General features: G+C 70.5%; 13 protein-coding genes. 5 read left to right on the top strand and 8 right to left on the bottom strand.

The window, feature by feature from the left end; genetic code table 11:
- Nucleotides 1-41: 41 nt before the first annotated feature.
- The 4 genes from acs to AC4D2F_RS15030 form a co-directional block, all read right to left on the bottom strand.
- A complete protein-coding gene (gene acs, locus AC4D2F_RS15045) occupies nucleotides 42-1988 on the bottom strand; it encodes an acetate--CoA ligase (RefSeq protein WP_490911279.1) in 1947 nt (648 codons plus the stop codon).
- Between the two features lie 5 nt (nucleotides 1989-1993).
- The gene (locus AC4D2F_RS15040; RefSeq protein ID WP_104167137.1) at nucleotides 1994-2866 is read right to left on the bottom strand and encodes an ABC transporter permease; all 873 of its coding nucleotides are present in this window, start codon (nucleotides 2864-2866) and stop codon (nucleotides 1994-1996) included.
- Nucleotides 2863-3900 carry an aliphatic sulfonate ABC transporter substrate-binding protein gene (locus AC4D2F_RS15035; protein ID WP_490911277.1) on the bottom strand — a complete coding sequence of 346 codons (1038 nt, stop codon included), beginning with the start codon at nucleotides 3898-3900 and terminating at the stop codon, nucleotides 2863-2865. The genes AC4D2F_RS15040 and AC4D2F_RS15035 overlap by 4 nt, the downstream gene beginning before the upstream one ends.
- Before the next feature lie 88 nt (nucleotides 3901-3988).
- On the bottom strand, nucleotides 3989-4804 hold the full coding sequence (locus AC4D2F_RS15030) for an ABC transporter ATP-binding protein (protein WP_104167134.1): 816 nt from the start codon (nucleotides 4802-4804) through the stop codon (nucleotides 3989-3991).
- A 257-nt stretch (nucleotides 4805-5061) separates the two neighbouring features.
- On the opposite strand from AC4D2F_RS15030, the gene AC4D2F_RS15025 reads away from it, so the two are divergent.
- A complete protein-coding gene (locus tag AC4D2F_RS15025; protein ID WP_104167132.1) occupies nucleotides 5062-5478 on the top strand; it encodes a CoA-binding protein in 417 nt (138 codons plus the stop codon).
- Between the two features lie 3 nt (nucleotides 5479-5481).
- Here AC4D2F_RS15025 and AC4D2F_RS15020 read toward each other — a convergent pair whose 3' ends face one another.
- A complete protein-coding gene (locus tag AC4D2F_RS15020) occupies nucleotides 5482-6396 on the bottom strand; it encodes a DUF1206 domain-containing protein (protein WP_490911275.1) in 915 nt (304 codons plus the stop codon).
- 113 nt (nucleotides 6397-6509) lie between these two features.
- Between AC4D2F_RS15020 and AC4D2F_RS15015 the strand changes: the two genes are divergently transcribed.
- The 4 genes from AC4D2F_RS15015 (at nucleotide 6510) to AC4D2F_RS15000 (ending at nucleotide 10720) form a co-directional block, all read left to right on the top strand.
- Nucleotides 6510-7073 carry a DUF1990 domain-containing protein gene (locus AC4D2F_RS15015; protein WP_104167130.1) on the top strand — a complete coding sequence of 188 codons (564 nt, stop codon included), beginning with the start codon at nucleotides 6510-6512 and terminating at the stop codon, nucleotides 7071-7073.
- A 144-nt stretch (nucleotides 7074-7217) separates the two neighbouring features.
- The gene (locus tag AC4D2F_RS15010) at nucleotides 7218-8621 is read left to right on the top strand and encodes an acetamidase/formamidase family protein (protein ID WP_490911273.1); all 1404 of its coding nucleotides are present in this window, start codon (nucleotides 7218-7220) and stop codon (nucleotides 8619-8621) included.
- A gap of 340 nt (nucleotides 8622-8961) precedes the next feature.
- On the top strand, nucleotides 8962-9891 hold the full coding sequence (locus AC4D2F_RS15005) for a hypothetical protein (RefSeq protein ID WP_490911271.1): 930 nt from the start codon (nucleotides 8962-8964) through the stop codon (nucleotides 9889-9891).
- A gap of 97 nt (nucleotides 9892-9988) precedes the next feature.
- A complete protein-coding gene (locus tag AC4D2F_RS15000) occupies nucleotides 9989-10720 on the top strand; it encodes a class F sortase (protein WP_490911269.1) in 732 nt (243 codons plus the stop codon).
- Between the two features lie 84 nt (nucleotides 10721-10804).
- Here AC4D2F_RS15000 and purL read toward each other — a convergent pair whose 3' ends face one another.
- Genes purL through purS form a run of 3 tightly spaced genes read right to left on the bottom strand, consistent with a single transcriptional unit; the run spans nucleotide 10805 to nucleotide 14157 of the window.
- Nucleotides 10805-13105 carry a phosphoribosylformylglycinamidine synthase subunit PurL gene (gene purL, locus AC4D2F_RS14995; RefSeq protein ID WP_490911267.1) on the bottom strand — a complete coding sequence of 767 codons (2301 nt, stop codon included), beginning with the start codon at nucleotides 13103-13105 and terminating at the stop codon, nucleotides 10805-10807.
- Nucleotides 13106-13900, bottom strand: coding sequence for a phosphoribosylformylglycinamidine synthase subunit PurQ (gene purQ / locus AC4D2F_RS14990; protein WP_490911265.1), 795 nt, complete (start codon nucleotides 13898-13900; stop codon nucleotides 13106-13108). It abuts the gene before it with no gap.
- Nucleotides 13897-14157, bottom strand: coding sequence for a phosphoribosylformylglycinamidine synthase subunit PurS (purS, locus tag AC4D2F_RS14985; protein ID WP_490911264.1), 261 nt, complete (start codon nucleotides 14155-14157; stop codon nucleotides 13897-13899). The genes purQ and purS overlap by 4 nt, the downstream gene beginning before the upstream one ends.
- Nucleotides 14158-14318 lie beyond the last annotated feature (161 nt).

The following is a 14318-nucleotide window of genomic DNA, read 5'->3' as shown; positions in this document are numbered from 1 at the left end:
CTGCCGCTTCCTTCTTTTAATGACCGCTGCCGGACGGTGCGTCAGCGGCGGGACAGCACGTCCTGGATCCCCGCGATGCACCCCTCGTTCTGCAGGGACGTGGTGTCCCCGAGCGGCGACCCCTCGTAGAGCTGCGTCAGCAGACGGCGCATGATCTTGCCGGAGCGCGTCTTCGGCACATCGGGCACGACGACGACGGCGGACGGCCGCGCGATCGGTCCGATCGCCGCCGCGACGTGGGCGCGGAGCGTCGAGGTGACGTCCGTGTCCGGATCCGTACCTCCGGCGAGGACCACGAAGGCCGCGATGGCATGGCCCGTCAGGGGATCGGGCACGGGGCATGCGCCGGCTTCGGTGACGAGGGGATGGGCCACGAGCGCCGATTCGATCTCGATCGTGGACAGGCGATGACCCGAGACGTTGATGACGTCGTCCACGCGGCCCAGGATCCAGGTGTCACCGTCGTCGTCGTACCGGGCGCCGTCGCCGGCCAGGAACCAGCCCTGCGCTGCGAACCTCCGCCAGTAGGAGTCGAGATACCGCTGCGGGTCTCCCCAGACGGTGCGCGCCATGGCCGGGCCGTGACGGTCCACCACGATCAGGCCCTGCACGCCCGGCGGGACGGGGTGGCCCTCCTCGTCGACGATGCGCGTGCTGACCCCGGGCAGTGCGCGGGCAGCGCAGCCCGGCTTGAAGTCCGCGTCGGTGGGGCTGGGGGAGAGCACCGTGGCGCCGGTCTCGGACTGCCACCAGGTGTCGACGACGGGCACCTCGTCGCGGCCGAGGTTCCGGCGGAACCAGCGCCACGCCTCGGGGTTGACCGCCTCGCCGACCGTGCCCAGCACGCGGATGCTCGAGAGGTCGTGGGAGGCGGGGACGCCGTCCGGGAACCAGCCCATGAGCGAGCGGACCAGGGTGGGCGCCGTGTAGTAGCTCGTGACGCCGTAGCGTTCGATGACCTCGAGGTGGCGTCCCGGATGGGGCGTGTTCGGCGTGCCCTCGTAGAGGACCTGCGTGGCGCCGTTGGAGAGCGGCCCGTACAGCTCGTAGGTGTGCGCGGTGACCCACGCGAGATCGGCGGTGCACCAGTGGACGTCCCGCTCCCGCAGGGCCGGGTCGGGGTTGCTGAAGAGGTGCTCGAAACTCCAGGACGCCTGCGTGAGGTACCCGCCCGAGGTGTGCACCAGGCCTTTGGGCTTTCCTGTGGTCCCGGACGTGTACATGATGAACAGCGGCGTCTCGGCGTCGAACGCCTCCGGCTCGTGGTGCTGTGAGGCGGTGTCGACGACGTCGTGCCACCAAACGTCGCGGCCCTCCGTCCAGCTGATGTCCGACCCCGTGCGGCGGACCACCAGGACGTGCTCGATGCTGTTGTCCCCGGCCACCGCGGCGTCGGCGTTGTCCTTCACGGACACGGCGACGCCCCGCCGGAACTGGCCGTCGGTGGTGACCAGGAGCTTGGCGCCCGTGTCCTCCACGCGGAAGCGGAGCGCCTCCGCGGAGAACCCGCCGAAGACCAGCGAGTGCACGGCGCCGATCCGCGCGCAGGCGAGCGTGACGACCACCGTCTCGACGAGGACCGGCAGGTAGACGACCACCCGGTCACCCGGTCCGATGCCCAGTGCCAGCAGCGCATTCGCGGCCCGCGACACGTCGTCCTGCAGGTCCGCATAGGTCACGGCGCGGCGGTCCCCGGGCTCACCCTCGAAGTGGAGGGCCACACGATCGCCGCGGCCGGCCCGGACATGCCGGTCCACGCAGTTCACGGCGACGTTCAGGGTGCCGCCGGCGAACCACTCGATGGCGGGGATGCTCAGCGTCCCGTCCCTCTGCGGCTCCGCCCGTTCGAAGGAGTGCACGGTGTGCCACGGTGCCTCCCACTCGAGCCTGGCTGCCTGCTCCGCCCAGAACGCGAGGCGCTCGGCCTCCTCCTGCGCGGTGGCGCCCGCCCCCGTCGCCGTGCCTGTGCCTGCCGTGCCTGCACTCACCGTGCTCACGCCCACCGACGCACCGCCCAGCGTTCGGCGACGCCGAGGAGCGCGTCCGTCGTCTTGCCGATCACGGCCAGCAGGATGATCGCGAGGATGATGCGGTCCACCCGGCCCGTCTGCTGGGAGTCCGTGAGCAGGAAGCCCAGGCCCATGGACGAAGCGATGAGCTCGGCGGCCACGAGGAACAACCAGGACTGCGCGAGCGCCAGCCGGAGGCCCGAGAACAGGGCGGGCACGACGGCGGGCAACTGTACCGTCGTGAGCAGGCGGATGCCGTTGAGCCCGAACGCCCGGGCGGCCTCGACGAGGTTGCGGTCGACGTGCCGCAGGCCGAGGTAGAGCGTGGTGAAGACGGGGAAGAAGGCGCCGATGCTGATCAACGTGACCTTCGAGTCCTCGTTGATGCCGATCCACAGCACGAGCAGCGGGACCCACGCCAGGGACGGGACGGCGCGCAGGGCTCCCACGGTCGGGGTGAGCAGGACGTCGGCGAGGCGGGAGAGGCCCAGGAGGGCGCCGGCCACCACGCCGAGCAGGGATCCGATGACGAAGCCGAGGACCACGCGCTGGGTGGAGATCAGGATGTGGGTGGCGAGCTGGCCGCGCTCGATGAGGTCGACGGCGGCCGCGAGGACCGACGCCGGCGAGGGGAGCTGCGACGGGCGGAAGAAACCCGACGCCGTGCTGAGGTGCCAGGCCAGCAGGATCAGTGCCGGGACGATGAGCCCGAGCAGGATGACGCCGGTACGCCGGACCGCCCTGCCCCGCCCCGCGTCGTTCTGTGCCTCGGGGCCTCCCAGCGGTGATCCCGCCGCGGAGAATCCGTCCCTGGTGATGGGAACCGCGCTGCCCCCGGTCAGATAGTCGGCACTCATGAATCGGAGCCGACGGATGCCGGATCGGCGTTCTCGACGAGCGAGGCGTCGAACAGGGAGTCGAGTGCTTCGTCGATCTGCTCCTGGCTCTGCACGTCACCGGTCTCCACGAACACGGGGCCGATCTTCTCCAGGACGCTGCGCTGGGCGTCGCCCGGGGCGGGATCGACGTCGAGGTTCGTGCGGTCGATGATGACCGACTCGGCGATCGTCGGGTCGATCGCGGCGACCTCGGCGAGGATGGCGGCCGTCTCCTCGGGATTCTCCTTCGCCCATTCCCGTGCCTTCTCGTAGGCGTCCACCACGGTCTGGGCGACGTCCGGCTTCTCCGTGAGGAAGTCCTCGGTGGCGTTGAGGAAGCCGTAGGTGTTGAAGTCGATGTCGCGGAAGAAGAGCTCCGCGCCGTCCTGCTCGGCGGCGGCCATGATCGGGTCCAGGCCGGACCAGGCGTCCACGGCGCCGCTGGCGAGGGCAGCCCGGCCGTCGGCGTGCTGCAGGTTCTCGATCGTGACCTCGGACTGGTCCACGCCCGCGGCCTCGAGCGCCTGCAGGAGGAAGAAGTACGGGTCCGTCCCGCGGGTCGCCGCGATGGACTTGCCGCGCAGGTCCTCGACGCTCGTGATACCGGAGTCGGGGAGCGTGACGAGGGCCGCCCACTCGGGCTGCGAGTAGATGTCGATGGCCTTGATCGGGGAGCCGTTGGAGCGGGCGAGCAGCGCGGCGGACCCGGCGGTGGAGCCGACGTCGATCGCCCCGGCGCGCAGTGCCTCGTTGGCCTTGTTCGACCCGGCGGACTGCACCCAGTTGACGGTGATGTCCTGGGCGGCGAGTTCCTCCTCGAGCCAGCCCTGCTCCTTGATGACGAGGCTCAGCGGGTTGTAGGTGGCGAAGTCGATGTTGAGCTCACCGCCCTGGGTGGCTCCGCCGTCGGCGGCCTGCGTGTCGGAGGCGTTCTCTCCCGCCAGGCAGCCGCTGAGGCTGAGCGAGAGGGCGGTGGCGAGGGCGAGGGTCGGCAGGAGGGCACGGCGGTTCATGGTGGTCCTTCGGTGGAGGGTATGGAAAGTGGGTAGGCAGGGAGGCAGCGCGGTACGACGGCGCTGCGGGGAGGGCGGAAAGGCGGGCTCAGTGCCCGGTGACGCCGAGCATCGACAGCAGGGTGCTGCGCAGTGCCCCGAGATCCGCTGAATTCCGGTCCCGCGGGCGGTCGCCGGGCACGGTGACGAGTTCGGCGACGGTGGAACCCTCAGGCCCGTTCCCGTCCCCGCGGCCGAGCACGAGGACCCGGTCGGCGAGCTGGAGGGCCTCGTCGACGTCGTGCGTGACCAGCAGCACCGTGGTGGGCTGCGCGCGGTGGATGTCCAGCAGGAGGTCCTGCATGCGGATGCGGGTGAGGGCGTCGAGTGCGCCGAAGGGCTCGTCGAGGAGGAGGACGCCGGGGTTGCGGGCCAGGGCGCGGGCGAGCGACGTCCGCTGGGCCATGCCTCCCGAGACCTCGCGGGGGCGGTGCTTGGCGAAGGTGTCGAGTCCCACGAGCTTCAGCAGCTCGAGGACCTTCGCCTTGCCGGCACTGGCACTGGAGGACTTCGGGAGCCCGATCGCCACGTTGGCCTGCAGGGTGTGCCACGGCAGCAGCCGGGGTTCCTGGAAGGCGACGGCGCAGCGCTCGTCGATGCCCGTCACGGGGGTGCCATCGATCAGGACCTGCCCGCTGTCGGGGATGTCGAGTCCGGCGGCGGCACGCAGGAGGGTGGACTTGCCGCAGCCGCTCGTGCCGAGGATGGCGAGGATCTCGCCGGGTTCCACGTCCACGGTGACGTCCCGGAGGACGGTGCGGCGGTTCGCGGACGGGCCGAAACTACGCCCGAGCCCGGCGAAGCGGACGCCGAGGGCCTGTTTGCGGTGGGACTGGGTGCTGCCGGGTGCCAGAACTGCGGTCATGGTGTCTCCATCGGTCCTGGCGGTAGCACCCTACGGACCGAGCCTTCGCCACCGTCTCCGGTGGTTCCCGTGGCTCGGACCTCGATATCGTCCGGCATCAGGGGGATGCGGACGACCAGGGTTGCTGCGGCTTCACTGATCCAGGTCTCTCAGCCGCTCGGGATGGTCACTCCTATGAAACGCCCGGGGTCCCGTGGGAGCAAAATGGGGCGTGTAACAAACGAGGTAACAATCGCAGGACACCCCCGGGAGGCGTCGTGGCACACCAGAACGATCCGCAGGTCATCAGGAGGCTCCTGACCGAGCACGGCCGGTGGGCGGTGGTGGGCCTGTCGAACAACCCGCGGCGCGTCGCCGTCGGGGTGTCGCAGTTCCTCAAGGACGGCCTGGGGATGGAGATCATCCCCGTGAGTCTCAAGGGCGACGACGTCCACGGCCAGCAGGGATACACGCGCCTGGCGGACATCCCCGGCCCGATCGACGTCGTCGACTGTTTCGTGAACTCGTCCCGGGTGGGAGCCGTCGTGGACCAGGCGATCGCCGTGGGCGCGAAGGCGGTGTGGCTGCAGCTGGGCGTGATCGACGAGGACGCCGCCCGCCGTGCGGCGGAGGCCGGGCTCGACGTCGTCATGGACACGTGCCCCGCGATGGAGGCCCCGGCGCTCGGCCTCTGACGCCTACATGCGCTGGTACTTCGACCGCACCCCCATGAAGACGCCGTAGGCCACGAGGCCCAGGGCCACGGCGCCGAGCAGCCAGACGCCGAAGGGCTGGTCCCGCAGTGACTTCAGGGCGCCGTCGAGCCCGGTGGACTGCTCGGGGTTGTTCGTGAGGGTGGCGACGATGACGAGGACGCCGAGGACCCCGAGGGCGAAGCCCTTGGCGATGTACCCCACGACGCCGAGGACGACGACGGCGGTGCCGGCGCGTCCCGGGGGGAGGCCGGTGAGGTTCTTGCGGAAGTGTTGGGTGGCCCCGCTGTAGACGAAGTACCCGCCGACGGCGAGGATGCCGATGCCGACCGCGAGCAGGAGCGCGGCCCCGACCGGATTGGACATGAGGGTGGCGCTCAGCGAACTCGCACTGCTGCTGCTGTCGCTGGAGCCGCCGAGCGCGTACCGACCGAAGGTGACGCCGATCGCCGCGTACACCACGGCCTGTCCGCCGCTCTTGGCCTGCACCTTGAGCTTGTCCTTGCCCTGGCGTCCCCTAGCGCCGAAGAACACCTCGCTGAACTGGAACAGGGCGAGGGCGATGCATCCGATGAAGCAGAACCACAGGAGGGCCGTGCCGCCGGGGCTGCCGGCCAGCTGCCCGATCGCTCCGCTCTGGTCGGCCTCACCGGAGCCGCCGCGCGCCAGTCCGAGGGCTATGAGGCCGATCAGGATGTGGAGGATCCCGGCGGCCACGTAGCCCGCACGGGCCGCGACCTCGAAGCCCTTGGAGTTCGCGGCGTCCTCCGCGGCGTCGGACGCCTTGTCCGCCGCGTCCCTGCCTGGTGTGCCCGTCCCTGGTGTCATGGTGCTCCCGCCTCCCTTGTCGATCGGCGGGGCGGACGTCACAGGCGCGTCCGGGCCGGTCTGGACCTCCATCCTGCCATTGCTCGTCCATCTGCGCCCGCCGGTCCGTTTCCGGTCCACTAGGTTGGGACCGGACCCGTTCACCAGGGAGCCCTGGCGGCGAGGCATCGAGGGAAGAGGCACGCATGGAACAGTTCACGTACGAGGAGCGCGGCGCGACGGACAGGCCGTTCCCCGAGTCCCTCGAGGGCGGCTGGCCCGGCGGCTACACCGTGATGGTGGAAACCCACGAGATCGAGACCGGGGATCCTTCGGCCGCCTTCATCGCCCTCACCGAGGGCATCCTGGCCTGGGAGCTGCACCGCGGAGCCGGTCTCACCATGGAGTCCGACGCCGTGCGGGCCGTTCCCGGCGCCCGCGTCGTCTCCGGATTCGGCGTCGGCCCCGCACGGATCAAGGCCCCGTGCAGGGTCATCTGGTCGCGGGCGCCGCAGCTCGACGGCGCGGGCAGGGCGGTCCCGGGCCAGCGCGGCGGGTTCGGCTACGGGACGCTGCCCGGCCACCCGGTGCGCGGCGAGGAGGGGTTCTACGCGGAGCTGACAGCCGACAACCGGCTGCTCTTCATCTGCTCCGCCTACAGCGTGCCGGCGAGCCTCGTCTACCGGCTCGCTGCGCCGGTGACCAGGCTGACCCAGCGGTACGTCCTGTCGCGGTACGTGAAGGCAGCTCACGGGCTCGCGGGTTCCTAGCCACCCGGCGCGCCCCGACGTCGGTCCCTCGCCTTCGTCCGTCGTGTGCCTGCTGCAACGGACTTCCTGCCGTATCGGATCCGAAACGGGCCCGTAACGCCCCGACGCTAGCTTGGGAAACTCCACGACCCGGGAGGATCCAGCATGGCTGACGTAGGAGGGCAGGAAGCTGCCGAGGTGTTGACGGACGGATTGGGCAGGCGGAATTTCATGGGAGTGGTCGCTGCCCTGGGCGCGCTCTCGGCCGCATCGGTGGCCGGAGCGCCGGCTGCGACCGCCACCGGCCCCGGAGTCGGGCACGACGCGGGGGCACAGGGCAAGGCCCCTTACGCGCCGGGCAAGGGATCCGCGGGGAAGGCGCCCCTCGACATCCTGCAGCCGGGACGCGGACGGATGCGCGGCGATCATTACCTCTCCTCCACACCCGACGAGGTCCTCTGGGGCTATGTGCCCACGGTGAACGCGGCACCCGTCATGACGATGCGGTCCGGCCGGACGGTCACAATCGACGCCCTCTCGCACGAGGGGATCCTCGAGGACCAGGGGCGCGACCCGGTGGAGTACTTCGGTGCGCTCGGCGTCGGCCGGTCGTCGGTCCTGGAGGACGCCGTCGACATCGCCGCCGGTTACCGTCGGACGGAACGCCGCTTCGACGTCGACGGCCCGCACGTCGTCACCGGCCCCATCGCCGTCGAGGGCGCCGAACCGGGCGATGTGCTCAAGATCGAGACGCTCGAGGTGGTTCCCCGCGTCCCCTACGGCGTGGTCTCCAGCCGGCACGGGAAGGGCGGCCTCGCGGTGCAGCCGGGGCCCATGCCCCCGGCCGGGATCACCCTCGACGAGGTCATGCCGCCGGTGGCCACGGACAACCGCGCATCGGGCATCCCGTCGGACTACGGCAACGTCTCGGTGTTCACGCGGATCGAGAAGGGCAAGGGCGTGATGACCAGCGGTGACCTGACGGTGCGATTCCCGCTGCGGCCGTTCATGGGGATGATGGGCGTCGCCTTCGCGGAGGCCGACGGCCTCACGTCGCCCGAGGCGAACTCCGTGCCGCCGACGCTCGGCGGAGGGAACATCGACATCCGTCACCTCGGCGCGGGATCCACCTTCTACCTCCCGGTGAAGGCCCCGGGAGCCCTCTTCTACGTCGGCGATCCGCACATGGGCATGGGCGACGGCGAGGTGGCGCTCACTGCGATGGAGGGCTCGCTGCGCGGGACGTTCCGGCTGACGGTGTGCAAACCCGGCTCCGGCGACGCTCCCTCGGTCGCGTACTCCTACCCGTTCGCCGAGACGAAGGAAGCCTGGATCCCGATCGGCCTGTCCGATCCGGACGGGCTGGCCGGTGGGGGCGTCTCGGGCGACCTGAACGTCGCCATGCGCCGTGCCATCATCAACGCGCTCGACTTCCTGCAGCATGATCGGGGCATGGACCGCGCGGTGGCCTACGCGTACCTCTCCGCGGCGGCGGATTTCGCGGTGTCGCAGGTCGTCGACCGGACGGTCGGTGTGCACGGGCTGATCGCGAAGGCGCACTTCGCCTGAGCGGCGGATGCCGCCCCGGGTCCGGCATCCGCCGCAGCGGCCCTGCCTGCGAAGCCGCACAACGCCATGCCTCCGTCGAACACGCTGATCGATGCCAAAGCGTGACCCTGCTCGATGGCCTCATCTCATTGCTTACGTCACACAACAGCTCTAGGTTGATGCATACAGCGATCGTTCGGGTAATTCACAGGATGCTGGGGCTCCTGCCCCGAAACGATCAGCGGATCATGGCGATCTTGTTCGCAGCGCCCTCTCCGAGGGCGCTGCTTACTTGTGGGGCCGCAAGCTGCGCCGTCGGGGATGGCCCGGGGGAAACTACGTGTCCAGGAGACGCACAGACATGATCAGTACCAATACGTGGGTTGCCGCCGGTTCGACGGCCACCCTCCTCGCCGGTGGCCTGTTCTTCGGAGCTCCGATGGCGGCGGCCGCACCCGGTGACGCAGCGTGCCTGCAGGCTTCTGCGCAGTTCAACGCGGCTCTCGGTCTCGCCGGTGTCGATCTCCGCTTCGTCAGCCAGTTCGAGCTGGCGACGGCGGCGGTCGTGGACGCTGCGGCGAACCTCGATGCAGTCGCGCAGGCTGCGCTGATGTCGGAGGCAGCAATCGCCGCCGAGGCTCAGGTCGTCACTGCCGAGGGAGCAATCGACGCCGCGGCCCTGGTCACTGCGGACGCCACCACGGCACTCGCCACGGCCATTGAGGAATCGACCGCCGAGGATCCGAATACGGACCCGGTCGTCATCGAGGCACAGCAGGCGCTTCTGGCTGCGCAGGACGGTGAGAAGGAAGCGTCGTCGGCATACGATGCAGCGATCGCTGTCTACGATGCCGCGCTGAACACCCCCGAGGTCCTGACCGCTTCGGCGGCGTTGGAGGCGGCAGACGGCGCAGCATCCGACCTCCTCGACCAGCTCAACGTGGATGAGGCCCTCGCGAAGGAGATCCTCGCCCTGTTCGAGGCGTTCCTCGCGGCGTGTGACGCCGAAGCGATCGGCGTCGATCCGGCCGGCCCGGGGATCACTCCGGTGGGCCCGGCTCCGGTCGCCGTGCCGGCGGCCCCGGTCGCAGTGCCGGCTCCTCCGGCCGCTCCCAGCGCCGTCGTCCCCGCACCGACCGGCACGAACAAGGGCCTGAACGTCCAGACCGCCGTCGCGACCGAGGACAACAGCGCCGCCGTGGCCCTCATCGCGGCGCTGCTGGCCGTGGGGGTCGCGGTTCCGGCGGCCACCGCCGCCCGCATGCGTCGTCTCGAGCGCGCACAGCGCTAGCAGGCCGGCCGATCCGGCCCCGGGGTAGTGGTCGAAGGACCGTTGCCCCGGGGCCGGACCGGCGCATCATCCATTTCGAGCTCAGGACAGCGCAGCCATGGACCAGCCCCGGATGCCCGACGAAGCCCCGGACCGGCCGGGTGCTCCCGCGCAGACAGCCCTACAGCCGCAGCCGCGCCGCTCGCTTGCGAAGCGCTGGGCGGCGCTGCCCCTCGTCGCTGCCGCAGGGCTCGCCATCGCCGTCTCGGTCATGCCCCCGGCGTCGTCGGGAGCCCCGACGTCGTCGAGCACGCCGTCGGCCGTCGCGACCCCCGTGCCGTCGTCCTCGCCGTCCGCAGCAGCGGCTGCCCCCGCATCCGCGGCGTCCACCCCGGCGCCCGGCCCGGCCGCAGCCGAGCCCATCGGACTGTCCTTCCCCGCCGCGGGGGTCGACATGGCGGTCCTGCCGCTCACGCCGAGCGAGGCGGACCTCGCCGCGCAGACCCTCGTCCCTCCGCTCACCATCGACGCCTACTGGTTGACGTCCTACGGGATCCCCGGCGCCGGATCGGTCAACACCACCTACATCGCAGGCCACAGCTGGGACGGCAGGGACGCACCGTTCAACGCGTTGAGCGACGAAACCCTGGTGGGTGCCGAGTTCACGCTCACCGTCGGGACGGGCGACCTCACCTACGTCGTCGACTCGGTGACGACCCATGACAAGGACACGCTGAAGGACAGCGACATCTGGAACATCGTCCCGAACCGCGTGGTCCTCATCAGCTGTTACACCGAGGACCCCTGGGGGAAGAACGTCGTCGTCACGGCGATGCCGAAGACCGCCTGACGTCCACCGCGGGCTGCGACTCCCGCATCTGCGTCCGGTCGAGGAACCCCGCCGGCGGGACACCGGGTCCCGTCGGAGCCGGGGTCAGCCGAAGTGCCTCGGCAGCGTCCCCTCGTGGGCTTCGCGCAGCCGGTCCAGCGGCAGGGTGAAGTAGCCCTGCACGTCCAACGCCCGGTTCTCCGTGTCCACCACGCCGATCCGGATGGTGGGGAAGTTCCGCGCCGTGCACATGTCGTTGAAGCGGACCTCCTCGGAGCGTGGGACGCTGACGACGGCGCGGGCCTGGCTCTCGCTGAACAGCGCGGTGAATGCGTCGATGCCGTCGCGTTCGCACAGCTCGTCGAGCCCGATCCGCGCGCCGACGCCGAAGCGCAGCGCCATCTCGCTCAGCCCGGCCGCGAGGCCCCCCTCGGAGAGGTCGTGGGCGCCGTCGATCATGCCGTCCCGCGAGCAGTTGACGAGGATCGCCGCGAGCGTCTTCTCGGCCGCGAGGTCCAGTGCCGGCGGCTGCCCGCCGAGGTGCCCGCGCAGGTTGGCCCACTCGGAGCCGTCCAGCTCGTCCGCCGTCGTCCCCAGCAGGTAGATGGCCTGCCCGTCCTCCCGCCAGCCCGACGGCGTGCGCCGCGCGACGTCGTCGAACACGCCGAGCACGCCCACCACAGGGGTGGGGTGGATGGCGACGCCGCCGGTCTGGTTGTACAGCGAGACATTGCCGCCGGTCACGGGCACGCCGAGCTCCTGGCAGGCGTCGGCGAGGCCGCGGACGGTCTCGGCGAACTGCCACATGACCTCGGGGTCCTCGGGGGAGCCGAAGTTCAGGCAGTCGGTGACGGCGAGGGGCTCGGCACCCGACGTCGCCACGTTCCGGTACGCCTCGGCGAGCGCCAGGCGCGCCCCCTCGTAGGGGTCGAGGTAGGAGTAGCGGCCGTTCGCATCGGTGGAGATGGCGACGCCGAGGCCGGTCTCCTCGTCGACCCGGACCACGCCGGCGTCGTCGGGCATGGCCAGCGCCGTGTTGCCCTGGACGTAGCGGTCGAACTGGTCGGTGACCCAGTTCTTCGCACACATGTTGGGTGAGGCCATGAGCTCCAGGACGGCCTCGCGCAGGTCGGCGGGCCGTTCGGCGGCAGCGGAGGCGGTGAAGGCATCGGCCTGGACGCCGTCGAGCCATTCGGGCCGGTGGTACGGGCGCTCGTAGACGGGGCCCTCATGGGCGACGGTGCGGGGGTCGACGTCGACGATCTTCTCGCCGTCCCATTCGATGATGAGCCGGCCGGTGTCGGTGACCTCGCCCAGCCAGGAGTACTCCACGGCCCACTTGTCCATGATGGCCTCGAACGCCTCCACGTTCGCGGGCGTCACGACCGCCATCATGCGTTCCTGCGACTCCGACATCAGGATCTCGCCGGGCGTGAGCGAGGGGTCGCGGAGCAGCACGTTGGTGAGTTCCACGTGCATGCCGCCGTCGCCGTTGGACGCGAGTTCCGACGTCGCGCAGGAGATGCCCGCCGCGCCGAGGTCCTGGATGCCCTCGACCACGGACGCCTTGAACAGCTCTAGGCAGCACTCGATGAGCACCTTCTCGGCGAACGGGTCGCCCACCTGGACGGCGGGACGCTTGGACGGCTTCGAGGAGTCGAAGGACTCGGAGGCCAGCACGGAGGCACCGCCGATGCCGTCGCCGCCGGTGCGGGCACCGAAGAGGACCACCCTGTTGCCCGCGCCGGACGCGTTGGCGAGGCGGATGTCCTCGTGCCGCAGCACGCCGACCGCGAGGGCGTTGACCAGCGGGTTGCCCTGGTAGACGGCGTCGAAGACCACCTCACCGCCGATGTTCGGCAGCCCGAGGGAGTTCCCGTAGCCACCGATGCCCGCGACGATCCCGTGCACGAGGCGCGCGGTGTCCGGGTGGTCGATCGCCCCGAAGCGCAGCGGGTCCATGACGGCGACCGGGCGGGCGCCCATGGAGATGATGTCGCGGACGATCCCGCCCACACCGGTGGCCGCGCCCTGGTAGGGCTCCACGAAGGACGGGTGGTTGTGGCTCTCCACCTTGAAGGTCACGGCCCAGCCGTCCCCGATGTCGACGACGCCGGCGTTCTCACCGATCCCGACGAGGAGGTGCTTCTTCATGGCGTCGGTGACCTTCTCGCCGAACTGGCGCAGGTGCACCTTGGAGGACTTGTAGGAGCAGTGCTCGCTCCACATCACCGAGTACATGGCGAGCTCGGCGCCGGTGGGCCTGCGCCCGAGGATCTCCTCGACGCGCCGGTACTCGTTCTCCTTGAGCCCGAGCTCCGCCCAGGGGAGCGCCTGGCCGGGGGTGGCCTCCGCATTCGCGACGGTGTCGATGTTGAACGCACGGGACGTTGTTCCTGCAGTCACTTAGCCCACCAGTTTCTTGAGTACCGAGGTGAAGATGCCGAGCCCGTCGGTTCCACCGCGGACCTCGACGGCGCCGCGGGCCGAGGAGTCCGGGCCGAAGCCCGCCTCGACGGCGTGCTCGGGGTGCGGCATGAGCCCGACGACGTTACCCGCGCTGTTCGAGATGCCGGCGATGTCGCGGCGAGAGCCATTGGGGTTGCCGTCGACGTAGCGGAAGACCACACGACCCTCGCCCTCGAGCTCGTCCAGGGTGCGGTTGTCGGCGACGAATTGCCCGTCCTGGTTCTTGAGCGGGATGACGATCTCCTCACCGTCCGCGTAGTCCGAGGTCCAGGAGGTGCCGGCGTTCTCGACGCGCAGGCGCTGGTCGCGGCAGATGAAGTGCAGGGAGTTGTTCTTGATCATTGACCCGGGCAGCAGGTGCGCCTCGGTCAGGACCTGGAAGCCGTTGCAGATGCCGAGCACGGGGAGGGCATCCGCCCCGCCCGAGGCCGCCGCGGTGATCTGCTCCATGAGCGGCGCGAAGCGGGAGATGGCGCCGGCACGGAGGTAGTCGCCGTAGGAGAAGCCGCCGGGGATGATGACGGCGTCGACGCCCTGCAGGTCGTGGTCGCCGTGCCACAGCTGGGTGGCGCTGCCGCCGGCGAGGCGGACGGCGCGGACGGCGTCGCGGTCGTCGAGCGAGCCGGGGAACGTGACGACGCCGACCCTCACGCCGTCGAGCGCCCTGTCCTCGCGGCCGGCGACGGGCTGGGGGCCGCCGATGAGCGGGGTCTCGACGTTGGAGGCGGTCACTGGCCGTCCTCCTCGATGACCTCCACGCGGGTGACGTCCTCGATGACCGGGTTGGACAGCAGCGTGGCGGCGGCATGGCGGGCCTGCTCGAGGACCTCCTCCGTGACGTCACCGTCCACGGTCAGTTCGAAGCGCTTGCCCTGGCGGACGCCGGCGAAGCCGGTGAGCCCGATCCGGGGGAGTGCTCCGGCGATCGCCTTACCCTGGGGGTCGAGGATCTCGGGCTTGGGCATGACGTCGACAACGATCCGGGGCATCCGGCAACTCCTGTGCGTGAGCGGCAAGTGCTGGGGGTTCCAGCATTAAATGCAGTAGCCCGGAAGTGCCGTCTCACGCCGCATCAGGGTTGATACCGGCGCTCCGCGAGCTTGCGGTCCAAGTCTACCGGGCATTCCCTGAGCCCCCGTCCGGCGCCCGG

Source organism: Arthrobacter sp. TJ-263 (genome assembly GCF_058269155.1).
The sequence above is the reverse complement of the archived record's forward strand: the minus strand, read 5'-3'. Positions and strand labels throughout refer to the sequence as shown.